Consider the following 25,775-nt stretch of genomic DNA (forward strand, 5'->3'; position numbering starts at 1 on the left):
GCAATCAATACTCTTGCCAAAATCTTAAATCCGCAAGGCTTTATATTATTTTTGATCAACCATGCTGTTTTACCTCCGCGTGCTTATCCTGGTTCACCTGTTTACCTTGCCTTTGTTGCTGAATGCACAGCGAAGCTATTCATCGCATTCGGTACTGGCAACCGGACAATGGTACCAGGTAGCCACCACACAGGCAGGGGTATATAAAATCAGCGGTACGGATTTGCAGGCGATGGGTTTCTCCTTACCAATGCCCTCCAGCCAGTTGCGGCTCTATGGCAGACCCTCTTTCCCACTCTCAGAAGCACCCGGCGGGCCCTATTCCGATGATCTCACTGAACTGGCCATCCAGGTCGAAGACGGAGGCGATGGACAGCTACAAGCCAACGATTTTCTCCTCTTTTATAGTGCCGGCCCGCATTATTGGTTAACAGATACCCTTCGCCAGGTGTTCACTCATCAGTTAAATATCTATACCGATACCACTTATTACTATATTACCAGAGGAGGCTCCGGAAAAAGGGTAGAACTGGCTCCTGTCGCCGGATCACCAACACACCAGGTTGCTGAGTATCAATACCGCTACTGGTATGAAAAAGACCTGTTTAACCTGCTTTCCAGTGGCCAGGAATGGTACGGGGAACGTTTCCTGGCAGAGTCTAACCAGGCCCTGCAATTGCCGGTATCTCTGCCGCAGCCTGTTGCCGGTCGCACTGCAACGTTTTCTTCCACCGTCGCAGCCCGCTCAGTTGGATCCGTTGTTGGCTTTGAATGGTTGGCCAATGGAACTGTTTTTAGTACCCATACCATTGCCCCGGTAAGCGCTTCCAGTTTTGATCTGTTTGCAAGAGAAAGCAGGCTGGAGGCGGAATTCACACCGGCGCCAGCTACTAATCTGACATTGCGCTTTACTTCCTCCAATGCATCAGCCATTGGATGGCTGAATCGTTTCCAGTTGCTGGCGGATTGCAGGCTCGACTGGGCTGGCCAACCGCTTCCTTTCAGAACCTGGGAGGGAAGAGGACCCGGCAGAGTGGCCAGCTATGAAATAAACAATGCCAATACAGCTTTGAGGGTCTGGAAACTTTCCAATAGCCTGGAACCAATCCAAATGCGCAGTCAACTTTCAAGCAACAGGCTGATTTTCACCGACCTGCATGAATATCCCGAGGAATACCTGGTGTTTGATCCGGCTGCTGCCTTGCCAACGGTAACCCGGGTTGGACCTGTCGACAACCAGGATCTGCATGGTGCTGGTTCTGCTGATATGCTCATCATCATTTCAAAGGGCCTTGAACAACCGGCACAGCGGTTGGCCGACTGGCACCGTCAACACGATGGGCTGAGTTGCCTGGTGGTTCCGGTGGAATCCATCTATCATGAGTTTTCCGCAGGTGTGCCGGATCCAACGGCGATCCGGGATTATGTAAAAATGCACTACGACCGTGCAGGTGGCAGCGCTGGAAATGGCCCAAGGTTTTTACTGCTTTTCGGAGACGCTTCCTTTGACCCCAAAAACAGGGTGGTGGCTGGTTCAGGCGGGATTCCCTCCTTTCAGAGCAGTTTCTCGCTGGACCCGCTTAGCACTTATGTTTCGGATGACTATTTTGGTTTCCTGGATGATGGAGAAAACATCAATGGAGGGGTACAGGCCAATCAGCTGGACATCGCCATTGGAAGAATTCCGGTGTCAACAGTTTCAATAGCCAATCAATACATTGATAAGATAATTGCCTATCATGATCCCTCCCGCAGGGGAGCCTGGCGCAATGAACTGACTTTTATCGCCGATGATGAAGATGGAAACCTGCATCTCCAGGATATGGAAACGATCACTCGGGATGCTGCCGGTGTGAATGACCGCTTTCAGCAACAAAAGATTTACCTGGATGCGTATCCCCAGGTGAGCGATGCAGCAGGAAGCCGCTATCCACAGGTCAACCAAGCCATCAGCGACCAGATGCAAAAAGGTACACTGATCTGGAATTATACCGGTCACGGTGGATTTCGCAGGCTGGCAGATGAAGTGATCCTGGAGCAGCCCATTGTGGACGGATGGCAGCAAAATGGGCGACTGCCTCTATTTGTTACCGCAACCTGTGATTTCGCACCTTTTGATAATCCTACCATTAACTCCCTGGGTGAGTACCTGCTCACCAAACCGAATGCCGGTGCGATCGCACTCATGACTACCACCCGCCTGGTTTTTGCCTACAGTAACCGGATTCTCAATACCAATTATATGGAGACCGCACTCCAGAGGTTGCCGGGTGGAAGGTATCGGACCCTGGGAGAAGCTGCCCGGGATGCCAAAAACAAGACATTCGCCAGCTCCGGGGATCTTTTTAATAACCTCAAGTTTACGTTGTTGGGCGACCCTGCCCTCACATTGGCATTCCCCAGGTACCAGGTGCTGACCACTCACATTAACGGGCAACCTGCCAACCAGGTGGCCGATACGGTGAAAGCACTGCAGGAAGTCAGGATTAGTGGATTGATTGCCGACTCAACCGGGCAGCCCCTTAATGGATTTAATGGATGGGTGTATCCGGTGGTATTGGATCAGCCCTATGAAAAATCTACCTTGGGAAATGATCCGGGTAGCCAGCCGGCCCGGTTTACTGTTCAGGACAGGGCGCTTTACCGGGGACAGGTTTCTGTTACAGATGGTAAGTTTGAATTTGCGTTTTTCATCCCACGTGATATTGATTACAGTGAAGGGAATATGAGGATATTGTATTACGCCTCGGATAGTCTATCAGATGCCCAGGGCGGCTACAGCAACCTTGTGTTGGCAGGTTCTGATCCGGCTCCGGCAGACAGGGAAGGGCCGGTTATTACAGCTTACTTGAATGACAGCCTGTTTCGGTCAGGGGATCTGACCGGCGACCGGCCTGTTTTGGTGTTACGCTTGTCTGACCCTTCGGGTATCAATGTACTGGGGCGTGGATTTGGTCACGATATCAGCATGGTACTGGATGATGCGGAGGATCAGCCTTTTATCCTGAATGCATTTTTTGAAGCTGATGCGAATACCTACACGTCGGGCCAGTTGCGTTTTCAATTGCCTGCTTTGGAAGATGGCTGGCATCGGCTTCGGATAAAAGCATGGGACTTGTTGAATAACAGCTCCGAAACGGAAATTCGATTTCGGGTAAGAGCTGCGGAAGTATTGGAAGTAGAGACACTGGAGGCCTGGCCAAACCCATTCCGGGACAGGGTTCGGTTTGTTTTTACGCACAACCAGAATCAATTGCCAATACAGGCTCAGATTGAGCTTTTTTCACTGCAGGGGCAACTGATCAAAAAAATAAACGGTACAATAATTGCCAGTGGAAACCGTTCCTACATGGACTGGGATGGCCGGAATCAGCAAGGGTTTCCGGTTCCTAATGGGATCTATGTATACAGACTGGTATTGCGTTCCGCAAATGGCCAGACTGCAATAAGAGCCCGTCAATTAATCAGATTTTAAACGAATTATTTATTAATCACTATTTTCGCCGCGTATAGAAAAAATTTACCCGAACTATTTATTGAAACGTCCAGGCTTTCTGTGCCACCACAGGGTAAGTTTTTTATTCTATGGGCCCGTATCCGGCCGTTTCCCGATTTAAACTTGAAAGATTCAATACAATGAAACAGAAGTCCCTAAAGCTGGCCTTATCGTTTGTGATTGGCTGTATGGCGGTGAGTGAAGTGAATGCGCAGGATGTACAACCAATCAACGTAGTAACTACAGCGGTTCCATTTTTAAGAATTTCTCCGGATGCAAGAGCAGGCGGCATGGGTGAAGTGGGTATTGCTACCTCACCGGATGTCAATGCACCTTTCTGGAACCTGGCAAAAACACCTTTTAATACCAGCAAATTCCAGGTAGGTTTAACCTATACGCCATGGTTAAAACGCTTGGGATTAAATGATGTATTCCTTGGATCCATGAGTGGATATTACAAACTGGACGATGACCAGGCACTGTCTGCGACGCTTCGGTATTTCAACCTGGGAAGCATTCAGTTTACCGATAACCTGGGTAATGTGTTCAGTGAAGGACGCCCGAGAGAATGGGGTTTTGATGTGGGCTATTCCCGTAAACTGTCTGAAAAAGTAGGTCTGGGTATTGCGTTGCGATATATCCATTCCAACCTGGCAGCCGGACAAACCATTGATGGTAATACCTATAAAGCAGGTAGTGCCGTTGCAGGTGACCTGAGTTTCTATTACAATGGGCAGAATGAAGCCGGAAATGGTTTCAGTGCAGGTGCAACCCTGACTAACCTCGGAAGTAAGATTGGATATACATCTGATGCTACACAAAAAGATTTCATTCCGGCCAACCTCGGTTTGGGAGTAGCTTATACCAAAGTATTTGATGAAGACAATAAGATTACAGTGGGAATGGATGTGAACAAACTGCTGGTGCCTACTCCGCCAAATGTGGGTGATTCAGCCGGACTGGTAAACTACCGTAACAAATCAGTAGTAAGCAGCTGGTTCAGTTCTTTCGGAGATGCTCCCGGCGGATTTGGTGAAGAAATGCGTGAGTTCACTGTCTCTACTGGTGCAGAATACTGGTACCAGGATCAGTTTGCTCTGAGAGCCGGTTATTTCTATGAAGATAAAACCAAGGGTAACCGTAAATATTTCACCCTGGGTGCCGGTATTCGCTACAATGTATTCGGACTGAATTTCAGTTATATCGTTCCTTCCGGATCTGGTGTAAACCAGAACCCGCTTTCCAATACCCTGCGCTTCAGCCTGGTATTTGACCTCGACCAGGTAAGCGGAGAGTAACACACTTTAAATTTTAAGTAAGATTATAAGAAACGTCCTGCATCTTTGCGGGACGTTTTTGTATGGAAGAGGGGGAATGGAAGAGGGAGACAAAGGAAACTGGAGACAAAGGAGACGGGAGACAAAGGAGACGGGAGACAACGGAACAGTGGTTCCAACTTCTCACGTCTCACTTCTGACGTTTCACGTTTTCTTCTCACGTCTCACGTCTCACATTTCACCCAACTCAATACATAGGAGAACCTGTAACAATCTTCAAATGAGTAGTAGTAATTATAAAATCGGTTTCGGCATTGATTTCCACCAGTTGGTGGAAGGACGGGAGTTGGTAATTGGCGGGGTAACCATCCCCCATACGAAAGGAGCACTGGGACATAGTGATGCGGATGTACTGCTGCATGCGATCTGTGATGGCATGTTGGGCGCTTTGGCACTCGGCGATATTGGGGTTCATTTTCCCAATACCGATCCGGCTTATAAAGATATCGATAGCAAGAAATTGCTGGCCCATTGCCAGGAACTGATCCGTTCCAAAGGCTACCAGGTGATTAATGTGGATGCGGCCCTCACCCTTGAGAAGCCAAAGATTAAGCCACATGTCAGCGCCATGCAGGAAACCATCGCGAAGATTCTGGATATCCCTACAGAGCATGTTTCAATCAAAGCCACCACCACCGAAACCATGGGATTTGTGGGAAGGGAAGAGGGATTGGTAGCCTATGCATCTGTATTACTGGAGGAAATCAGACCGGCGAAACTGTCTGTAAAGATTAAGAACGAATCTTCCTTCGACTTACCTGCCTATGCTACCAGCGGATCAGCAGGTATGGATATCCGGGCCAATATTTCCGAACCACTGAGTCTGCAGCCTCTTGAAAGAACCCTGGTGCCAACCGGCCTGTATATGGAATTACCAGAAGGATATGAGGCGCAGATCAGGCCTCGCAGTGGACTGGCCATCAAGCAGGGTATAACCTGCCTCAATACGCCGGGCACGATTGATGCAGATTACCGGGGAGAGATTAAAGTGATCCTGGTTAATCTTTCCAATGAAATACAGGTCATAGCACCGGGAGACCGCATCGCGCAAATGGTAGTGCAGCGGGTTCAACAGGTGAACTGGGTTCCTGTAGAAACTTTAACTTCAACAGAAAGGAATGCCGGAGGATTTGGGCATACCGGAAAAGCATAACGAATGAAGCAATTTGCATACCTGGCAATACTCATTGTAAGCATCGCATCAGTTGGTTGCCGGGCTACCAAAAAGATCAACACAGTAATTGCCAAAAAAGATTCGGCTGTTACAACCATCATTGCAGATGCTCACGCCGACTCTCTGCGCTATATCAGGGAAGTGTATGGGAAACTGGCAGAGAATACAATAGACTACAAAACTTTTAGTGCAAAGATGAAAGTGGAGTACTGGGACAAAGATGGCAAGGGTCCCGACCTCACGGTATTTGTACGCATGCAAAAGGATAGTGTCATCTGGCTGTCAGTTAATGCAACAGTTTTCAGTTACGAAGCCTTCCGGATTTTGATTACGCCAGATAGTGTAAAGCTGCTCAACAAGCAGGATAAAATCGTACAGCTTCGTTCGGCGAAATACCTGGAAGAAGTGGCGCAGATTCCTTTTGATTTTCATGCGGTACAGGAACTGATTATCGGTAATCCGCTTTTCCTGGATTCCAATATTGTATCGTATCGAAAAGGACCAGAAACAATCAGCCTGTTGAGTATGGGTGAATTGTTTAAAAACCTGATCACCATTGGAGTGGATAATTATCTGCTTCAGCATATCAAACTGGATGATCAGAATGCCCGCCGGAATCGTACGGCAGATCTGAGTTTCAGCAATTATAATGGACAGGGAGGTGTAGCTTTTTCAACGTATCGCAAAATGAGTTTCACCGAAAAATCCAAGATTGATGTGCAGATGGAGTTCAAACAGTATGCCTTTAACGAAAGTTTAAGCTATCCTTTCAGTATTCCGAAAAATTATAGCATTCAGTAAACGTTGTAGTTTTTATATTTGAAGCATTCCATCTTCCAATTGAACAGCATGATAAAAAAAATCTGGATACTCCTGTTAATTGTGGCCAGCAGTCTGGGCACATTTGCACAAAATGCCAGTAGCAGTGCCGATCTGAAAAAACAGCAGGCCGCCATTCAAAAGGAAATTGATGAGCTGAAACAACAGCTGGCTGAAACCAATAAATACAAGCGTAAAAGCCTGGCTGAACTCAACCTGGTGCAGAAAAAATTGCGCCTCCGGGAATCCCAAATCAAAGTAATCAATGATCAGATCAACCTGATTCAAAGCGATATCAACCAAAGCTGGCGCGATATTGTGAAGCTGCGCGCGGAATTGGATACTCTCAAAATCCAGTACCAGAAAAGTGTGGTGTACGCCTATAAAAACAGAAGCAACTACGATTTCGTGAATTTTATTTTCAGCGCCGGCAGCTTCAATGATGCCTTAAAGCGGATGGCTTACCTGAAATCGTACAGGGCTTACCGTGAGCAGCAGGCGATCAATATTGCGAATACTCAATCGCAGTTAGAGCAGAAGATCAACAACCTTAACCTGAGTAAGAAGGAAAAGAGTTCCGCCTTGGAAGAACAGAACAAACAGTTTAAAGTACTGGCAGAAGAACGAGCCGAAAAAAATGCGGTCGTGAGTAAGATCAAGAGTCAGGAGCGCGAACTTACCAAAGAGATGACTGCTAAACGCAAGCAGGATAATAAATTGAAATCGGCTATTTCTGCCGCCATCAAAAGAGAAATTGCGGCTGAGAAAAAAAGATTGGCTGAATTGGAAAAAGAAAGGAAAGCTAAGGAAGATGCCGCGCGAAAAGCAGCAGCTGCAGCAGCGGCTGCCGCAAAAAAGGAAGAAGGTAGTACCGCAGCTACGAAAACACCAACAAAAACAGTTGAGGAAAAACCAGTTTCTAAACCGACCAGCGATGCGGATGTTATGGAGATACGTGAAGAAATTAAGCTTGCTTCAAATATATTCGAAAAAAATCAGGGTGGATTACCATGGCCTGTGAATTCACGCCGTATTACCATGAAATTCGGCAGAAATAAATACGAAGGCCTTAATGTTGATTATGAAAACGAAGGTATCACCATTGAGGCGGAAGCTAACAGCTCCATTAAAGCAGTGTTTGATGGCGAAGTTTCTGCAATTTTCACCATTGGCTCTGTACAGGCAGTAATTCTCAAACACGGAAAATATTTTACTACCTATAGCAATCTTTCACGCGTATTGGTTAGCAAAGGTGATAAAGTAAAAACAGGACAGTTAATAGGCCGCCTGGAGGAAAAAGAAGGAGGCCGTGGCGAACTTGAATTCTTAATCACCAACGACAACCAGATTAACCTGAACCCCGAGCTTTGGCTAGGTAAATAATTCCACCCGTTGGATAACCTTCGGGTTACCCGACGGGTGTCTGTTCTAAACATTTTTCATACAATGCCTCGTATTGTGGCACGATGAAGTGAATATCAAAACGATCACTCTGCACTTTTGCGTTCTCTTTGAACTGATCCAATTGCGCCTGGTTGCTGAGTAAGTCTATTGCATGACGGCTCATATCAGCCACATCTCCAATATTGCTCAGGTAACCGGTCTCACCATGAATGTTGATCTCCGGCAATCCTCCTGCATTGGTGGAAATCACCGGTACGCCGGCTGCCATCGCCTCCAGGGCCACCAGTCCAAAACTTTCGTATTCAGATGTCAGTAAGAACAAGTCCGCAATGGCCATGATCTCTTCCATTTGCTCCTGCTTTCCTACAAACCGGATATGATCACAGATCCCTAGTTCACGCGCCAGGCTTTCTGCAGCAGGGCGCTCCGGACCATCACCCACAAACAATAATTTACTGGGCACTTTTTTCACCACATTGCCAAAGATCCGCACCACATCTTCAATGCGTTTGATCTTGCGGAAATTGGAAGCGTGCATCAGGATACGCTCTCCCTGTGGTGCAATCACCCTGCGAAAAGCGTCAATTCCCTTACGACGGAACCTGCCCACATCCACGAAGTTGTGGATCACTTCAATCTCTTTTTCAATCTTGAACCATTTGTAGGTTTCTTCCCGAAGGTTATCTGATACCGCGGTAATCGCATCACTTTCATTAATCGAAAAAGTCACTACCGGCGCATAGGTTTTATCTCTGCCCACCAGGGTAATATCGGTTCCATGCAAGGTGGTTACCACCGGAATGGAGATGCCCTGCTTCAATAAAATCTGTTTGGCCATATAGGCAGCCGACGCATGCGGGATGGCATAATGCACATGCAGCAAATCCAGCTTGTTGTTGATGATCACATCCACCATGGTACTGGCCAGTGCTGTTTCATAGGGTGGATAATCAAAGAGAGGATAGGTTGGTACCCTCACTTCATGATAAAATATGTTGGCGTTGAATTCATTCAGTCGAACAGGCTGCTGATACGTGATGAAATGCACCTGGTGGCCTTTATCTGCCAATGCTTTTCCCAGTTCTGTTGCCAATACACCACTTCCGCCAAAGGTTGGGTAACATACAATTCCGATACGCATAACTTTATTTAGTTCCTTGTGAAGGTACTGGATTAAAATGTTTAGGTAATTTTAAAAAAACGTTTACATGATTAGAATTGTTTGGTTGCTCGCTCTGTTGGTGCAGGTGCTTAGTTTCATCCCAGCCCGTGCACAATCTTTTGATTTTCAGCAAGATTCAATTTTTTTCCGCAAACTGGCCGATGATGTTTTGAGCTCTCCTGCGGCGTATGAAAGTCTCCGGGTGCTGTGTAAAACCATTGGTCCACGCCTCGCCGGTTCCCCTGGTATGTACAAGTCTGAAGCCTGGGCTGAAAAAGCGTTGCAGACTGCCGGCGCCGACAAAGTCTGGAAACAGGCAGTACAGGTTCCTCACTGGGATCGGGGTGGTAAGGATGAAGCCTGGTACCAGTATACTGATGCCTCCGGAAAAAAAGTGAAAGTGGTTTTGGATGTACTGGCTCTCGGAAACTCAATGGGCACAGGTAAAAACGGTCTCCTGAAAAAAGCAGTCCTCATTCATGATTTTGAGGAACTCGAAAAGCGCAAAGATGAACTGAAGGATGTTATCGTGATTTTCAATAATGTATTTAATCCGCGTAATCTCTCCGTGGGACAATCCTATGGAGAATCAGGTGCCTATCGTCGTTCTGGCCCAAGCCGCGCTGCCAAATATGGCGCAGCTGCTGTATTGATTCGTTCAGTTACAGCCAGTGCAAATGACAACCATCCACATACAGGGGCGCTGGCTTACGATACCGCCTACCCGAAAATTCCGGCTGCAGCTATGGGGCTCAAAGATGCGGATCAGCTGATCGCCCAACTGAAAGCAGGCAAAGCGGTGCAGGTCTATTATAAAAGTATGGCACATTTCAAGCCGGATGCAACCGGTCACAATATCATTGGTGAATTTACCGGTTCTGAATTTCCGGATAAGTTTATCACTGTTGGCGGACATCTCGACAGCTGGGATCCTGCCGAAGGGGCGCATGATGATGGCACCGGTTGTGTGCAATCCATTGAGGTGATTCGCGCATTCAAAGCCATGGGCTATAAACCCCGCCATACCATTCGGGTGGTTTTATTTGCCAATGAGGAAAATGGTTTACGGGGCGGCAGTCAATATGCAAAAGAGGCAAAAACCAAAAACGAACAACATGTATTCGCCCTGGAAAGTGATGCAGGTGGATTTACTCCCCGCAGTTTTGGCTTCACATTGGAAGCAGCCAAACTGGAGCGCATCCGGCAATGGGTACCTCTTTTTGTACCTTATGGTGTGTACCAGTTTGCCAATGGTGGTGGTGGAGCTGATATCGGTCCGCTTAACAGAAGCCTGGGAACCCCGGTGGCTGGTTTAAGTCCGGATGGCTCCCGATACTTCGATTTGCACCATGCCCGCAACGATGTTTTCGAAGCAGTCAACAAAAGAGAGCTGGATCTGGGTGCCCTGAATATGGCTTTGTTGATTTATATGATCGACAAATATGGATTATGATTATTTTCATATATCATTAAATCAACACTATGGGAAGGTTTTTCACAATTGTTATTGTTGCCCTGATTGCAATCGGCGCGGGATTATTCTACTGGCGTTTCTACTGGGTCTTCGGCGAAGGGGTAAAATCCGGGGAGCTGAACTTCGTGGTTAAAAAAGGTTACATCTTTAAAACCTATGAAGGAAAGCTGATCCAGAGCGGATTTCGTGGAGGCATGGCTGGTAGTATACAGTCCTATGAGTTTGAGTTTTCAGTAGAAAATGATCAGATTGCTACCACGCTGATGGAAAACAGTGGCAAGCAATTCGATCTGCACTACCGGGAATACTTAGGCGCTATTCCCTGGAGAGGTAATACCAAATACATAGTTGACAGTATTCTTTCCATGAGTGGACAGCCTTCTGAGAAAGTGATCAAACCGAAGGCACATTCAACTGAATAAATCAGGAACCTATCAGGAATACAGCCGGACGCTTATGCAGCTCCGGCTTATTTTTTTGCCAGTCGCGCAGGGTGCGGGTCTGAATCACTTCATTCGTCCCGGTAATATCTACCGCTACGCATAACCGTGAGTCGGGCCGACATTGTTGTAAAATCGCTTCCAGCAAGGCATTGTTACGATAAGGAGTTTCAATGAAAATCTGCGTACATCCGGTTCGGATGCTTTCCTGCTCGAGCTCTTTCAATAGTTTATTGCGGGCGCCGGCATCAATCGGAAGGTATCCATGAAAGCGAAAATGTTGCCCGTTTAAACCACTTGCCATAAGGGCTAATAAAATAGAACTGGGCCCCACCAGTGGCTTTACTACTGCACCCATTTGTTGTGCTACTGCTACTAGCACCTGGCCGGGATCCGCCACGCCCGGACAACCGGCTTCACTGATTATCCCAATATTCTTTCCTCTTTGCAGCTGCTGACGAAATTGGTCCTTCACCTCCATTTCAGCTTTGTGGATGGTGTACCAGTCGTAGTTGTCAATGATCATTTCCTTCCAGATTCGTTTCAGGAAACGCCTGGCGGTTCGCTCGTTTTCCACAAAAAATACCTGGCATTGCTGAACCGCTTCCAGCACATAAGGAGGAATCACTTCCAGGTGTTCTTCATCCAGGTAACAGGGAATCAGGTAAACAGAACCGAGTGCAGCACTGGCCATAGTTATTTCTTTTCCATTTCACGAAAACTCAGGGTAGCAGCAATTACAGCATAGGAGGGAGCCAATACCCAGCCCAAAAAGGGGATGGCATGCATCAGATAAAAAAGCAACCCATTTCCAATTGCCAATCCCTTATGCTCACTGATAAACCGGATGCTTTCTGCCGGCGATAGTTTTCTTCTCTCACAACTATAATCCACCATCGAGAAACCGTAGTAATAGCATTCCACAAAAAGAGAGATCAGTGGGCTGATCCATCCTATCAATGGAATAAAAGAGAGCAGCAATATAGAAACTGTATACACCGTTTGCCAAAGCAAATTGCGCAAAGCGAGTTTGATGCCCCGAATAATATCTTTCATCAATTGTTTAAAACTAAAGGGGAAGTCGCGGCCTTCTATAATGGATTCCGTCTTTTCACTTAGGTAAGCAAATACCGGTGAGCCTACAATCAGGAAGAAAAACTTGAAAAAGGAGAAATAGAAAAACACGAGCAATACCTGCACCATGATGCCTCCCATCATGAAGAGAAAACTGAGAATCCCACTTTTCTGTTCCTGCAACCAGCGGTCAATGCCAATCAGGTTGGTCAGGTAATTCACGGCATCATTGGCAGAACTGATAAAGAAATACATGCCCGTAATAAAGAGCAGCATGTAAATAATTCCAGGTATCAGAATCCATCTCCAGAGTTTATGCTGCACAATAAAATGATGCGCCTTGTAGAAGGATTCAAATGCTATAATGAGTTCTTTCAGCAATAGTCGGTTATTTAAGCGCCTAAATTTATTACTTTGAACCTAGACCATTCGCAAAAAGATGACAAAACTCCCGCTTTCCTGGTTTGAAGGTGCCGATGTAGTGGAAATGGCCCGTACTTTACTGGGTAAGATCATTGTTACTGAATTCGATGGAATCCGTACCAGTGGCCGGATCAGCGAAACTGAAGCCTATGCAGGCGAGTCGGATCGGGCCTCGCATTGCTATGGTGGAAGAAGAACTGCAAGAACCGAGATTATGTACGGTCCGGGTGGTTTTGCGTATGTATATCTCTGTTATGGTATCCATCATTTGTTTAATGTGGTTACCAATAAGGCAGAAATGCCGCAGGTGGTGTTGATCCGGGCAATTGAACCGCTTGAAGGTATAGCCGTTATTCGCGAGCGGCTGGGCAAAGGAGCGCATGTTCCTGTGTACAAACTTGCAGGCGGACCCGGATTGGTGACCAAAGCACTTGGAATAAAAACTGCTCATACCGGTCTGCCATTAACTGAACCTATCAGTATCTGGGATGATGCGTATATACCAGGAGAAATAATAGTAGGACCGCGTATCGGTATCGACTATGCGAAGGAAGACAAGGACCTGCCTTACCGGTTTCTGTACAACATGAAATAAGGAATCAGAACTTCGGACAGGGGATTTCTTTCTGCCCTTCTGATGGCCGCTTGATATAGATCAGCGAAATCTCGATACCACCCCGGCGTTGTGAGGCTGTTTTCAAACTGGAGGTATTCACATCATAGGTCATGCCTAACCGAAAATCAGTCCATTCAAATCCCATATAAGGAATGAGTGCATCCCCAAACCGATACCAGGAGCCGGCATAAAAGGCCGTGGGTCGCTCAAAATCATCATTCAGGTTAAAGGCAACTGCACCACCGATCAGGGTTTCAAAAGCCCCTGCCTGCCTGCTGTGCAGGGCAGATAAATGCAGCGTACTGGTTTGGCCAACCGGCAGGTAGCCACCACCATGAACTGTCAATCGCGGCTGCAGGGTATAAAAAACATTGGTGAAATTTTCCTGCGGCCGGTTGATATGATACACCGAAGCACCAAAATAAAAATTGTTATCACCGTTAGTTGAACCACTGTACAACAAGCCGGCATTCACACCAACATAACTCACATTGATGCGGGTGCCATCAACTGCTTCCCCACTTGGATTGCTCCAGGTACCATCCAGGGCCAGTTCGTTTTCAAAATTTAATTGAGATCCATCGAGTCGTTTGTTACTGTACACTCCCTGGAAGCCTAATCCCAACTGATGAAACCCATCTTCATCCAGTGCTTTATGATAAGCAGTCGAGAAGGCTATATAGTTAGCAGTCAGCACGCCATTCGCGGTGCGGTCGGTCATCGCCATCCCACCTATGCCCCAGGTATCATTGTTGAGCCGGCCCCTCATGATAGGAGCATCCAGGCTGAGCGTAGAGGTGACAAAAGCTTTACTGATAGCGGGCCATTGATCGCGATAGTTGCCGGCAGCCCTTACAACCCCATTGAATTTGCCCGTAAATGCAGGGTTAAGGGTCATAGGAGAAGCAAAAAACTGCGAAAAATGTGGATCCTGGGCAAGCAAAGGCGAAGCAGAACATCCCAACAGCAGCAGTATTCCGACAAAAATTCTCATAATAGGATAAGTAAAATACAAAAATTGCCCAATGCCGGGGAATAATTTTCAGTTATGCCTGCTGTTTGGTTCCGTAGGCCAGATCGCCTGCATCCCCGAGTCCCGGTACGATATAACTTTTTGCAGTCAGTTCCTCATCAATTGCACCGCACCAGATCTTCACATTGGGTTCACTGCGGTGAACATACTCAATTCCCACCGTACATGCAATAGCGCATACAATATGTACTTCTTTTGGTTTGCCTTCCTCCCGCAAAAACTGGATAGTTTTAACCAGGGAAGCCCCGGTGGCAATCATAGGATCGGAAATGATCAGGATACGATCTTCCAAATCCGGACTTGATACATATTCCATGCTGATCTCGAAACTTCCATCCGGGTGGTGTTTGCGATAGGCAGATATAAACGCATTATCAGCGCGGTCAAAATAGTTCAGCAATCCCTGGTGTAAGGGCAGACCTGCCCGCAGAATAGTGGCCAGCACAGGTTGTTCCTGCAGCAGCTTGCATTGTGATGTTCCAAGCGGGGTGGGGGTTTCTACCTGCTTATGCGCCATGTGTTTGCTGATCTCATAGGCGGCTACTTCCCCGATTCGCTCCAGGTTCCGGCGGAACCTCATCCGGTCATGCTGAATGTCCACATTTCTGAGTTCACTTACAAAATCACATAACAGGGAATAATGCTTGCTTAAATTAACCACCATGATTTTCCAATTTTTCTGCAGCTGCCAATCGTTGTAATTTGCACCCGCCCGACAAATCTAAAGGGCTGCCGGGTAAATCAAAAACTTTTTTGAGAATGGTCTATAATGTTATTGGCTTGATGAGTGGGAGTTCGCTGGACGGACTGGATATCGTTTTTGTACAGTTTCATGCCACCGGTGGGAACTGGTCGATGGAAGTGCAGCAGGCTGCCACCTATCCCTACCCGGCAGAATGGGAAGAAAAGCTTCGGAATTGCACCAGCTTATCTGCCCAGGATTACCTGCTGCTGCACAGCGAATATGGACATTATACCGGCCAACAGGTGAATCGTTTTATTGAGGAATTTGGCCTGGAACATAAGGTGCATATGATCGCTTCCCATGGTCATACCAGTTTTCATATGCCCTCAAAGGGGATGACTGCCCAACTGGGCGATGGTGCTGCCATTGCTGCGGAAACCCGGCTGCCGGTGATTTCAGATCTGCGTGCGATGGATGTAGCAGCCGGCGGAGAAGGAGCACCAATTGTACCAATAGGAGAAAAACTGCTTTTTGGAGATACTGCATTTCTGCTGAATATCGGCGGGATTGCCAATCTCTCCATCAAAAAAGCTGATGGATATATTGCCTTTGATAGCTGCGCAGCCAACCGCGTGCTCAATATGCTGGCCCAGGATGCCGGAAAAGCATATGATGAAAATGGGGCACTCGCAGCAAGCGGATTAATCAATGAAGCATTGCTCTCCAGGTTAGGGGCGATGGCTTTCTACGCACAGGAATACCCTAAATCTCTGGCGAACAGTTTTGGAATTGAACAGGTTTATCCACTGGTGAAGGCAGCCGGCTTATCGGATGCCGATGCCTTACATACCTATACCCAGCATATCGCCATTCAGATAGCAAAAGATCTGAAGCAGGCAGCAGCCAAAGAAGGCATTGCAACGGAGGGACAGCAATTGCTGATTACAGGTGGCGGTGCTTACAATGGATTCCTGGTGGATTGTCTGAAACAGCAACTCGCGCCGCTGGGCGTGACTGCACAGGTTCCGGATTCAACCCTGGTGGAATTCAAGGAAGCCATCATCATGGCCTTGATTGGTGTACTGCGCTGGAGAGAAGAGTACACCGTGCTTGCTTCGGTAACAGGTGCCAGTCGCAATACCATTGGTGGTGCGCTTTGGCTGGGAAATGATGCCTAGATCCCCAGTTTTTCCTTTAGTTTCTGGTAACCGGTTTTACTAACGGGCAACTGTTTGCCACTTTTCAGTATAGCAGTATAACTATCCTTTTCCATGGGAAATAGTTTGCTGATCTCCTGCACATTGGCCAGGTAGGAACGATGGATTCGCACAAACTGTATAGCAGGTAATTGCTGCTCCATTGCTGCCATGGTTTTGTTTTTAAGCCAGTGCCCTTCTGCCGTTACAATCCTGATATAATCATCCGCCGCTTCAATGTAGTGTACCTGTGCAACAGGAATAATGCGGATGGTGGACTGGTCTTTGATTACGATTCGGTCTTGTTGCTGGGGCGACTGACTGGCAGTGTTCAAAAGTTCGGAAGTAGCAGCACCAGGTTGTTGCTGCAAAAATTTCTGAACAGCTTTCTGAAATCGTTCTTTACTATATGGTTTTAGTAAATAATCAACCGCATGCTGGTCAAATGCTTTCATGGCGTACTCATCAAAAGCCGTGGTGAAGATAACCGCAGGATGACTGTCCAGTAGTTCCAGCATTTCGAAGCCATTGATCTTAGGCATCTGCACATCCAGGAAGATTAAATCAGGTTGAACCTGCTGGATGGCTTTTAATCCACTAAAGCCATCGTGGCAAACGCCGGTTACCTTGAATTGCGGAAACTCAGCCAGGTATTCCTGGACCAGGCTGCAGGCAAGTGGTTCGTCATCTATGATCAGGACTTTCAACATAAACTTGCGGAATGATTACAGTGGTGATAAATTGGTTGGACTCCTGTTTTACCTGGAGTAAATCGGCTCTTCCGAAAAGCAGGTAGAGCCTGCGTTGTACGGATTGCAATCCGAATCCGGTGCCGGTTTTACGGGTGGGTGTTTCAGGATCAAAAGGGTTACTAACGGTGATGAATAATTGCTTATCCCGGATGGCTGTTTTTACTTCGATCAGTACCTCCCCGGTGGTTTCATACAAACCATACTTGATGGCGTTTTCAACCAGGGGCTGCAGGAGCAACGGTGGTATGCTTGCTTCAGCTTGTGTTTCATCCGATTCTATCAATACCTGTAACCGGTGGCCAAATCGCATGCGTTCAATTTGCAGGTAACGATTGATCTGGTCCAGTTCTTCTTTCAATGCCACCAGTTTATTTTCTTTTTGATGAATGGTTCCGCGTAAAAAGGAAGCCAGTTGTTCTGTCATATTTCGTGCTTCCTGCGGTCGGGTGCCTATCAATGCATTGATCGAGTTTAAACTGTTGAATAAAAAATGCGGTTGCAGTTGTTGCCGGAGTTTAAACAATTCCGCTTCCGTGGCCAGTTGCTGGATTTCCTGCCGATGTTTCTTCTCAGCCTCTTCTCTTTGCAGCAGATTAAAAAGTAAGATCAGTACGAGGATACTGATAACCGTGAGCAGGGAAAACCCAATCCGGATTTGCATGGTTGCATTTAGCATATCAACGTACCCTGGATTATCAGGGATGATGGAGGTCAGCATTAGTTTTGCAGCAATCGGCAACAGGGTCGAAAATCCGGCTGTGAGAATGATCGCTGCCCAGAATCCGGTGGCATTGGGTGTGTAAAATCTGAATATGCGTCTAAGGGTCACTGTTGCAAACACCAACAGAAAGCTATTGGTCAGCGATTCCGTAATACTGATGGAAAAGGAATAGCCATTGGTAAGCAGAGCAAAAAAATTGATCTGCCAGATCAGGTAAATAAAGATGCTGCTTAAGATTAGCAGCGATCTGTTATTAAAGGGAATCGATGGCATGTTCCTGTTTGTGTTGTAGTTGGATGGTCTTGTCTTTTACAAAATTGCGATAGCCTTCTGCGTGTTCAATTTCCCTGTGTTGCTGGTAGAGTTCCGCTCCGTGGAAAAAGCCGGGGAGGCTGATCAGTTCCTTTATTCCCAGGAATTTCCATTCTACTTTAGCGCTGTTGTTGAACTGCCAGACCAGCAATTCCTGCTGACCGATTTCATGCGCTGCATTCAGGGCTTCAGTTCTACTACCGGTTTCGAGTAGTCGAACCTGTTCTTCAAACTGCGGTGTGTGTGCACCTTCACCGCAGATGATCTCATAAACAAGTGTAGCCAGGTAATAAGACATAAGGATGGTTTAATGGTTAATGGCTTATACGGTGGTGATCTGTATTCCTCCAAATACGGCATTGGCCTCGAGGTACATGATCTTATCAGAATAGATGCTGTGCTGCGGACGTTTGTCTTCTACTCCACCAAGTACTGCATTGTTCTCCATTTTCAATTGCCAGTGCGAGGGTACAATCAGTCGGATACTTCCAAATACGGCGTTGAGTTCCAGTTTGGGCGGCGTATCAAAATCTGCCTGCAGTAAGTTGATTTCCGCACTACCGAATACCGTGGATACTTCTCCTCCGCGGAAGGTTTTGGAGATCACAAATTTTCTGACGGTACCGAATACGGTGGATTCATCCAGTCTGTCGGTCATCGTTCCAGGAACTGGATCACCCTCTAGCGTGGCAGCTGCAACGCGTGCAGCTTTGTCAGTATTCCAGCGCCTGGGGCCCAGTATTAAAATGAGTCCCGCAACCACCATAAACACCGGCCAGAAAAATTCACGTGGGAAGAAATTGGGGAAAGCGCGTTCAGCCAAAAAGAAAGCACCAATTGCCATGGGCCAAATCCAGCCGGTTCCTTTAAAGCGCTGGCTTACACCTACTGCAAAACCAACTGCAATCAGGATCATCGGCCAGGAAAAAATCCAGCGCGGTATCAATAAGCCTGCTTTGCTGGCGAATAACAATCCGCCAAGCACAATCAGCATAATTCCAAAAATATACCGTCCGTTTTTATCTCCTCTGCAGGGGCGCTGTCTCCGGTATCTATTTTCTGTGTTCATGAGTTTCAAATTTTAAGTAAAACTAAGGCAGGGCAATTCCCTTGGCAAGGAGATTCCCGCCATTTCACCTGCTTTCTCGGTAAAGCCCGGATTTTCGTCGGTCAATTCTTCAAAGGAACCGAAACTGCCGGCCATCAAACAGACCGCGGTCAGAGAGTTTGAGTTCAGGGATCACCAGCAGCGCCATAAAAGAAAGGGTCATAAAGGGGGCAGACAACCTACTGCCCTGAGCTTTGGCCATGGTATCGATTTGTGTATAAGCAGCAGCTACTTCCAGCCCATCATCTGCGCTCATGAGTCCGGCTACCGGCAAAGGCAACACTGCCGACTCGGAAGCATTCACACAACTTAAACCTCCCTGCTCCCGAATCACCAGGTTGATTGCTTCCACCAAAGAAGCATCATCCGCACCTACGGCGATAATATTATGCGAGTCGTGCGCCACTGAGGAGGCAATTGCCCCCTGCTGTAAACCAAACCCCTGTATAAATGCCTTGGCTACAGGAGCCGGCTGATATCGGTTCACAACTACCAGTTTCAATAAATCATTGGATGGGTTGCTGCACCAACCGCCTTCCTGCACCACCAGATCAGCTGCACTGATTTCCCTGGTGCCTGTTATCAATTGTCCATCATAGGCCACAATCGCAGGTAGCGGTGTTCCAACTGCCGGCATAAAAACAGTGTGCTGTTCAATTGGTGAACAATGAAATTGATTAATCGGTTCCACAGCAATCTCGGGGATCCTGCTCTCCCCATTTTCATATACACATTCCCCATTGATCCAGGTGGATTCCACTTCAAAATGTTCCAGGTCGCGCAGCAACACAAAATCCGCCCAATCACCTTCCCGCAACAATCCCACATCCATCTTATAATGCTCCACCGGGTTCACACAGGCTGCTTTCAATACATCAAATAAATCCAGTTCATGTGTCACTGCCCGGGCACAGAGCTGGTTGATATGTCCCAATAGCAAACTGTCCGGATGTTTATCATCACTGCAGAACATGATCTGATCCGGATGCGTCCGCAGCAACTCAATCAATGCTTCAAAATTCTTGGCGGCACTGCCTTCGCGGATCAGGATTTTCATCCCCTGCTGTGCTTTGTCCAGCCCTTCTTCATAAGTAAAACATTCGTGATCGGTACTCATTCCGGCCGCGATATAATGTGCTGCCTGCTCACCTCTTAATCCGGGTGCGTGCCCATCGATCGGTTTGCCCAACTCCTGCGCAGCTACAATCTTGGCCATCACTTCCGGATCGCCATTGAGCACGCCGGGAAAATTCATCATCTCACTGAGGTAGTAAATATCATCGCGTTCCAGCAATCGCTTTACTGCTGCCAGGTCCAGCACGGCCCCGGCAGTTTCAAACACTGTGGCTGGTACACAACTGGGTGCACCAAAATGAAATTTAAAGGGGACAGCTTTCCCATTTTCGATCATAAATTCCACCCCGGCTTCTCCGCAAACATTGGCTATCTCATGCGGATCCGAAATCGTGGCAACTGTTCCATGTTTCACCGCCAGTTTCGCAAAGGCAGAGGGCACCAGCAAGGAACTTTCAATGTGTACATGGGCATCCACAAAACCCGGACAGATATAATGCGCCGCCGTATTCGGGTTCTCAGAAAGATGCCGGATCTCCTTGATCCGTTGACCCTCCAGGTGGATTTCGGCATAATATATGTTTCTGTTTGGGATATCAACCAGGTTGCCCTGCAGGATCTGTTCCATGGTGAAAGCTTAGATACGCAATATACCCAACAACCACAGAAATGATAAAAAACCGTGTTTTCTCTGTAATGATTTGGATGATCGGTCAACTAATAGATTAAGAACCGGCTAAATTTGATTCAAATTGCGCACTATGACGAAAGGAACTGCTTTTACCTTACTGACCTGCCTGGTCTTTGGCTTTTTTACCGTCCAGGCACAAACGGTGGATGAGGTATTGGCCGGATATGAAAAAGCCCTCGGTGGAAAAGAAAAACTACAAACACTGAAATCGGTTTATATGGAAGGCGTGTCCATCGCCGGCAATGGAAATGAGATCACTTCCAAAATGACCAAAGTGGATCAGCAGCTCATGCGGTCCGAAATCAATTTTGGTATGGGCTCTTTTAATGTATTGCTAACTGATAAAGGCGGATGGGTTTCCAATCCACGTAATGGCGGGAAGTTTGAACCCATGCCGGAAGAACGTTACAAAGCAGCACTGGGTGAGCTGGATCTGATCGGGCCACTTTATAATTATGCTGCCAAAGGCCACAAAGCCCAGCTCGAAGGAAAGGAATCCATCAATGGAAAAGAAGCCTATAAAATCAAACTGACCCTCGCAAACGGAAATGAGGTAACCTATTTCATTGACGCCACCAGCTACCTGCTGGTACGTGAGATCCGCAAGGGTGGGGGCATGTTTGGAGGCGGACAAAGAAGAGGCGCCAATGCCGACCAGCAACCCCAGGAGGTGATTACCGATTACAGCGATTACCAATCCACCCCGGAAGGTTTTTTATTCCCTTTTACAGTTAAACGCAACGGAATGGGGGGAGAAACCATCTATGAAAAGATCGAGGTGAACAAACCGGTAGATCCGAAGTTATATAAAGCAGAATAAGGACACACTCAAATACCAACTATACATTAAACAGAAACACATGAAAGCATTGAAACTTGCATTTTTAGGAGCTGCTCTTTTGGGAACTATGACTGGTTTCTCTCAAACAGCAGATGAGATCGCCAACAAGCATATTGACGCTATTGGCGGAAAGGATAACTGGAAAAAAGTGAAGTCCGTGATCATGGACGGAACCATGAGTTTCCAGGGTATTGATATCGCCGTTACCACCACTTCCGTACACAATACAGGCAGTCGCCAGGATCTGAACATCATGGGTCAGGCAAACTATGTAATCATGACGCCCACTGCCGGATGGATGTATATGCCTGTACAGGGCCAAACCAACGTGGAGCCTATGACAGAAGAAATGGTTAAAAAAGGAGCCGACGAACTGGATACCCAGGGTGCCCTGGTTGACTACAAGGAAAAAGGCCATAGCCTGGAATACCTCGGTAAAGAAGATGTGGAAGGAACAGAATGTCATAAACTGAAACTGACCCTGAAAGGCGGAAAAGTTACTACGTACTTTATCGATCCTGCTTCTTTCCTCTTGCTCAAGTCTACTGCCAAGCAGGAAGTAAACGGACAGGAAATGGAAATGACTACCGGTTACAGCAACTACCAGAAATTACCGGAAGGTATCTCCATGCCGATGACCATCAGTGTGCCACTCGGACCAGGAATGAATGCTGACATGGTAATCAGCAAAATTCAAATCAACAAGGAAGTTCCTGCAGAAACATTCCAACCCGCCAAATAATTGACCGATTCCTGAAGCCCGGTTTATCCGGGCTTTTTTTTTCCTGACCAAAACAAATCACATGAAACAACTGCTTCTGTCTATTTGCGTTTGTTCTATATCGTTAGTCTCCTTCTCCCAATCGAATGTTAACTCTGCCACCTTCGGCATGCTGGAAGCCCGTTGGCTCGGCCCAGGCACAATGAGTGGCCGTATTACTGCTATCGAAGGTGTAAACAAGGATGGCAAAACACTTTACATAGGAACTGCTGGTGGCGGCATCTGGAAATCCACCAACGCCGGTGCTTCTTTCAAACCCATTTTTGATCGCTATTGCCAAAGCATTGGCGCCCTTGCCATTGACCAGTCCAAACCGACTGTTGTGTATGCTGGTACTGGTGAAAGCAATATGCGGAACTCTGTTTCCATCGGTAATGGTTTGTACAAATCAACTGATGGTGGCGATAACTGGACTAAAATCGGGCTGGATTCCACTGAGCATATTTCCAAGATTGTAATTGACCCCTCTAACTCTAATATTGTTTACGTGGCTGCTCCTGGTCCGCTTTGGAGCGACAGTGAACACCGGGGTTTATACAAATCAACAGACGGTGGCAAAACCTGGTCCAAATCCCTCTATATTTCAGATAAGGCAGGTTGTGCCGATGTGAGCCTTGATCCCAATAACCCAAATATTGTATATGCCACTACCTGGGAATTCCGTCGCCTTCCTTACCTGTTTAATTCAGGTGGCAAGGGATCCGGAATTTTCAAATCAATGGATGGTGGTAAAACCTGGAAGGAACTCACAAATGGATTGCCTGCCAAACCTTTCGGAAGAACTGCATTGGCCCTTGCACCCAGCGCTCCGGAGAACCTGATCGCTATTGTGGAAGCCAAGGATACCAAAATGTATATTTCCAAAGATGGTGGCGAAAGCTGGAAAGAACAGAGTGCCACCCTCAATGTGGTATCAAGACCTTTTTATTTTAGCACCCTGGTGATTGATCCCAAAGATCCCAAACGGGTGTATCGTCCGGCTTTCTCTTTCAGCTATTCAGATGATGGAGGTTATTCCTTTGCAGAAGCATCAGGAGAAGGGGGTTGGGTACATTCAGATCACCACGCCCTCTGGATCAATCCGAATAATACCAACCAATTATACCTCGGTACCGATGGTGGTGTATACATCAGCCTGGATAGAGGTGTTACCTGGATCTTTGTATCCAACCTGCCAGTCGGGCAGTTTTACCATGTTGCAGTTGACAACCGCGAGCCTTACAATATTTACGGAGGCTTGCAGGATAACGGTTCCTGGTATGCGCCATCTGCTAAACCCAATGGAGTTAACAATGGCGACTGGACCGCGATTTATGGAGGTGATGGTTTCTGGACAGTACCGGATCCTACTGACCCCAATATCGCCTATGCAGAATACCAGGGTGGAAATATGGCGCGGGTAGATTTGCGTACCCTGAAATCCGTTTCCATCAAACCGCAGGCAGCAGCTGCCGATGGCAAATTGCGCTGGAACTGGAATACACCGATTCATGTGGGACAGACAAATCCAAAGAACCTCTACACCGGTGCGCAGTATCTGTTCAAAAGCACCGATCAGGGTAGAAACTGGGTGCGCATTTCTCCAGACCTCACTACCAACGATAAGATAAAACAGGAGCAGGATAACAGTGGCGGCTTAAGTGCTGATAATACATCTGCTGAAAATCATACCACCATTTTTGCGATTGCGGAATCTCCTTTAGATGAAAATATCATCTGGGTAGGTACCGATGATGGTAACCTGCAATACACTACTGATGGTGGTAAAACCTGGACCAATGTTTCTGCAAATGTAACAGCAGCCGGCTTGCCTGCGCAGACTTGGGTGAGCAGTGTAGAGCCATCCCGCTTCGACAAACAATTGATTTATGCCAGCTTCGATAATCACATGTATGGCGATCATAAAACCTATGTGGGAAAATCCTCCGACATGGGTAAAACCTGGACCCTTTTCAAAAGTGATGAGTTCACCGGGTTTGCTCATAAAATCAAGGAAGATCTGGTAAACAAAGACCTGCTGTTTGTTGGAACTGAAATGGGCATGTTTGCTTCGGTTACAGGTGGACGTGAGTGGTTCAGGATGAAAAACAGAATTCCCGAATATGCATTGGTGAGAGATATTGTGATTCATCCCAAAACACATGATCTGATTCTTGGAACTCATGGCCGGGGTGTGATTGTGGTGGATGATATCCGCCCGATGCGCGAGCTCGCTGGAGAAACTTCCAACAAACCTGTGCATATTTTTGCAGCAGCACCTCAGCCCATCCGCGATGGCCAGTTTGGCAATGGAGGCTTTCCTCCAACCGGTGGCTGGTCGGCCGGTAATCCGGCAGGCATTCCACCTATTCAGTATTACCTGAAAGATCGAATCATGTCTGGTGATGTGAAAGTGGAGATCTTTAATGATAAAGGCGAACTGATCCAAACCATGCCGGGCTCCAAGCGCAAAGGAGTAAATAAAGTGTACTGGAACCAGCGCATGACACCTAATAAATCGGCAGCCGGCGGAACCAAAATGGACCGTGGTGGTATGGTGGCGCCTCAGGTATTACCTGGCACCTACACACTGAAGCTGACAGTAGGCAAAGAAGAATACAAGCAGCCGATTGTATTGGTGCATGATACTTCAAACACTACGTACAGCCTGGAGGATCGCGTTGCACAACACAAGGCATCCATGGAATTGTATAACATGCAGAAAGAGCTGAATGGATTGATTGAAGAAGTAAACGGTGAACAGAAATTACTGAAGGAAAGTGGCGACAAGATCAAAAATGAAAAAGTAAAAAAACTCTTGAAGACCTATAATCAATCACTGGAAGAATTCCGATCCGGCTTACTGGCTACTAAACAAACCAGTATTTTTGCAGATGAAGAACAGTTGAGAGAGCGCTTGTCTGAATTGTACACAACCATCGCCGGTAATGAGGCGAGGCCGAGTAATCTTCAATTGGAAAGATTGCAATCTCTCCAGGGCGAACTTGCTGCCGCCAAAGCAAAACATGCTGCCATTAGTAAGCAGTATGCCGACAAAGTTCGGCAGGCTATGGCAAAAGAAGGTGTTACAACCCCGGCGTTAAAAACAACGTCTGTTAAATAGTTTTTTTGTAACAGGTATATATGGCTGGTCGGCAGATGCTGACCAGCCATTTTTTTGCG

At 47.1% G+C, this 25,775-nt stretch carries 22 protein-coding genes; 12 read left to right on the forward strand and 10 right to left on the reverse strand.

Annotation, left to right across the window (positions count from 1 at the left end):
• Positions 1-61: 61 nt before the first annotated feature.
• The 5 genes from porU (at position 62) to L0U88_RS18550 (ending at position 8,209) form a co-directional block, all read left to right on the forward strand.
• A complete protein-coding gene (porU, locus tag L0U88_RS18525; RefSeq protein WP_234867987.1) occupies positions 62-3,475 on the forward strand; it encodes a type IX secretion system sortase PorU in 3,414 nt (1,137 codons plus the stop codon).
• A gap of 161 nt (positions 3,476-3,636) precedes the next feature.
• A complete protein-coding gene (gene porV, locus L0U88_RS18530) occupies positions 3,637-4,794 on the forward strand; it encodes a type IX secretion system outer membrane channel protein PorV (protein WP_234867988.1) in 1,158 nt (385 codons plus the stop codon).
• 259 nt (positions 4,795-5,053) lie between these two features.
• Positions 5,054-5,986: a 2-C-methyl-D-erythritol 2,4-cyclodiphosphate synthase gene (ispF, locus tag L0U88_RS21225; protein WP_255723214.1), complete on the forward strand. Its 933-nt coding sequence runs from the start codon at positions 5,054-5,056 to the stop codon at positions 5,984-5,986.
• Positions 5,987-5,989: 3 nt separating this feature from the next.
• On the forward strand, positions 5,990-6,808 hold the full coding sequence (gene lolB1 / locus L0U88_RS18545) for a lipoprotein insertase outer membrane protein LolB1 (protein ID WP_234867990.1): 819 nt from the start codon (positions 5,990-5,992) through the stop codon (positions 6,806-6,808).
• 48 nt (positions 6,809-6,856) lie between these two features.
• The gene (locus L0U88_RS18550; protein WP_234867992.1) at positions 6,857-8,209 is read left to right on the forward strand and encodes a murein hydrolase activator EnvC family protein; all 1,353 of its coding nucleotides are present in this window, start codon (positions 6,857-6,859) and stop codon (positions 8,207-8,209) included.
• A 25-nt stretch (positions 8,210-8,234) separates the two neighbouring features.
• Here L0U88_RS18550 and bshA read toward each other — a convergent pair whose 3' ends face one another.
• The gene (gene bshA / locus L0U88_RS18555; RefSeq protein WP_234867994.1) at positions 8,235-9,371 is read right to left on the reverse strand and encodes an N-acetyl-alpha-D-glucosaminyl L-malate synthase BshA; all 1,137 of its coding nucleotides are present in this window, start codon (positions 9,369-9,371) and stop codon (positions 8,235-8,237) included.
• Between the two features lie 67 nt (positions 9,372-9,438).
• Between bshA and L0U88_RS18560 the strand changes: the two genes are divergently transcribed.
• Complete coding sequence (locus L0U88_RS18560; protein WP_234867995.1) at positions 9,439-10,845, forward strand: M20/M25/M40 family metallo-hydrolase; 1,407 nt, start codon at positions 9,439-9,441, stop codon at positions 10,843-10,845.
• 29 nt (positions 10,846-10,874) lie between these two features.
• On the forward strand, positions 10,875-11,288 hold the full coding sequence (locus tag L0U88_RS18565) for a hypothetical protein (RefSeq protein ID WP_234867997.1): 414 nt from the start codon (positions 10,875-10,877) through the stop codon (positions 11,286-11,288).
• A gap of 1 nt (position 11,289) precedes the next feature.
• On the opposite strand, the gene L0U88_RS18570 is transcribed toward L0U88_RS18565, so the two are convergent.
• Positions 11,290-12,000, reverse strand: coding sequence for an SAM-dependent methyltransferase (locus L0U88_RS18570; protein ID WP_234867999.1), 711 nt, complete (start codon positions 11,998-12,000; stop codon positions 11,290-11,292).
• A 2-nt stretch (positions 12,001-12,002) separates the two neighbouring features.
• Positions 12,003-12,761, reverse strand: coding sequence for an EI24 domain-containing protein (locus L0U88_RS18575; RefSeq protein WP_234868001.1), 759 nt, complete (start codon positions 12,759-12,761; stop codon positions 12,003-12,005).
• Between the two features lie 58 nt (positions 12,762-12,819).
• On the opposite strand from L0U88_RS18575, the gene L0U88_RS18580 reads away from it, so the two are divergent.
• Positions 12,820-13,398 carry a DNA-3-methyladenine glycosylase gene (locus L0U88_RS18580; protein ID WP_234868003.1) on the forward strand — a complete coding sequence of 193 codons (579 nt, stop codon included), beginning with the start codon at positions 12,820-12,822 and terminating at the stop codon, positions 13,396-13,398.
• A 4-nt stretch (positions 13,399-13,402) separates the two neighbouring features.
• Here L0U88_RS18580 and L0U88_RS18585 read toward each other — a convergent pair whose 3' ends face one another.
• Both L0U88_RS18585 and upp read right to left on the reverse strand, forming a co-directional pair.
• Complete coding sequence (locus tag L0U88_RS18585; RefSeq protein ID WP_234868005.1) at positions 13,403-14,413, reverse strand: PorP/SprF family type IX secretion system membrane protein; 1,011 nt, start codon at positions 14,411-14,413, stop codon at positions 13,403-13,405.
• A 52-nt stretch (positions 14,414-14,465) separates the two neighbouring features.
• The gene (upp, locus tag L0U88_RS18590; protein WP_234868007.1) at positions 14,466-15,116 is read right to left on the reverse strand and encodes a uracil phosphoribosyltransferase; all 651 of its coding nucleotides are present in this window, start codon (positions 15,114-15,116) and stop codon (positions 14,466-14,468) included.
• A gap of 95 nt (positions 15,117-15,211) precedes the next feature.
• On the opposite strand from upp, the gene L0U88_RS18595 reads away from it, so the two are divergent.
• Complete coding sequence (locus L0U88_RS18595; RefSeq protein WP_234868008.1) at positions 15,212-16,315, forward strand: anhydro-N-acetylmuramic acid kinase; 1,104 nt, start codon at positions 15,212-15,214, stop codon at positions 16,313-16,315.
• Here the strand turns inward: L0U88_RS18595 and L0U88_RS18600 are convergent.
• The 5 genes from L0U88_RS18600 to ade all read right to left on the reverse strand — a co-directional run bounded on the left by L0U88_RS18600 (position 16,312) and on the right by ade (position 20,928).
• Entirely contained in the window at positions 16,312-17,043 is a 732-nt protein-coding gene (locus L0U88_RS18600; protein ID WP_234868009.1) for a LytR/AlgR family response regulator transcription factor, read from the reverse strand. The genes L0U88_RS18595 and L0U88_RS18600 overlap by 4 nt on opposite strands.
• Entirely contained in the window at positions 17,018-18,079 is a 1,062-nt protein-coding gene (locus tag L0U88_RS18605) for a sensor histidine kinase (protein WP_234868010.1), read from the reverse strand. The genes L0U88_RS18600 and L0U88_RS18605 overlap by 26 nt, the downstream gene beginning before the upstream one ends.
• Positions 18,060-18,416: a DUF4288 domain-containing protein gene (locus L0U88_RS18610; protein WP_234868011.1), complete on the reverse strand. Its 357-nt coding sequence runs from the start codon at positions 18,414-18,416 to the stop codon at positions 18,060-18,062. Before L0U88_RS18610 ends, L0U88_RS18605 begins: the two co-directional genes overlap by 20 nt.
• Positions 18,417-18,440: 24 nt before the next feature.
• Complete coding sequence (locus L0U88_RS18615; RefSeq protein WP_234868012.1) at positions 18,441-19,187, reverse strand: LiaF transmembrane domain-containing protein; 747 nt, start codon at positions 19,185-19,187, stop codon at positions 18,441-18,443.
• Between the two features lie 109 nt (positions 19,188-19,296).
• Positions 19,297-20,928: an adenine deaminase gene (ade, locus tag L0U88_RS18620; protein WP_234868013.1), complete on the reverse strand. Its 1,632-nt coding sequence runs from the start codon at positions 20,926-20,928 to the stop codon at positions 19,297-19,299.
• 133 nt (positions 20,929-21,061) lie between these two features.
• Here ade and L0U88_RS18625 point away from each other — a divergent pair, with 133 nt between their 5' ends.
• The 3 genes from L0U88_RS18625 (at position 21,062) to L0U88_RS18635 (ending at position 25,716) form a co-directional block, all read left to right on the forward strand.
• Entirely contained in the window at positions 21,062-21,811 is a 750-nt protein-coding gene (locus L0U88_RS18625; protein ID WP_234868014.1) for a LolA-like protein, read from the forward strand.
• Positions 21,812-21,851: 40 nt separating this feature from the next.
• Positions 21,852-22,574: a LolA-like protein gene (locus L0U88_RS18630; protein ID WP_234868015.1), complete on the forward strand. Its 723-nt coding sequence runs from the start codon at positions 21,852-21,854 to the stop codon at positions 22,572-22,574.
• A gap of 61 nt (positions 22,575-22,635) precedes the next feature.
• Positions 22,636-25,716, forward strand: a complete 3,081-nt coding sequence (locus L0U88_RS18635; RefSeq protein WP_234868017.1) for a VPS10 domain-containing protein — start codon at positions 22,636-22,638, stop codon at positions 25,714-25,716.
• Positions 25,717-25,775: the final 59 nt, after the last annotated feature.

Source organism: Flavihumibacter fluminis (assembly GCF_021491375.1).
GTDB lineage: Bacteria > Bacteroidota > Bacteroidia > Chitinophagales > Chitinophagaceae > Flavihumibacter > Flavihumibacter fluminis.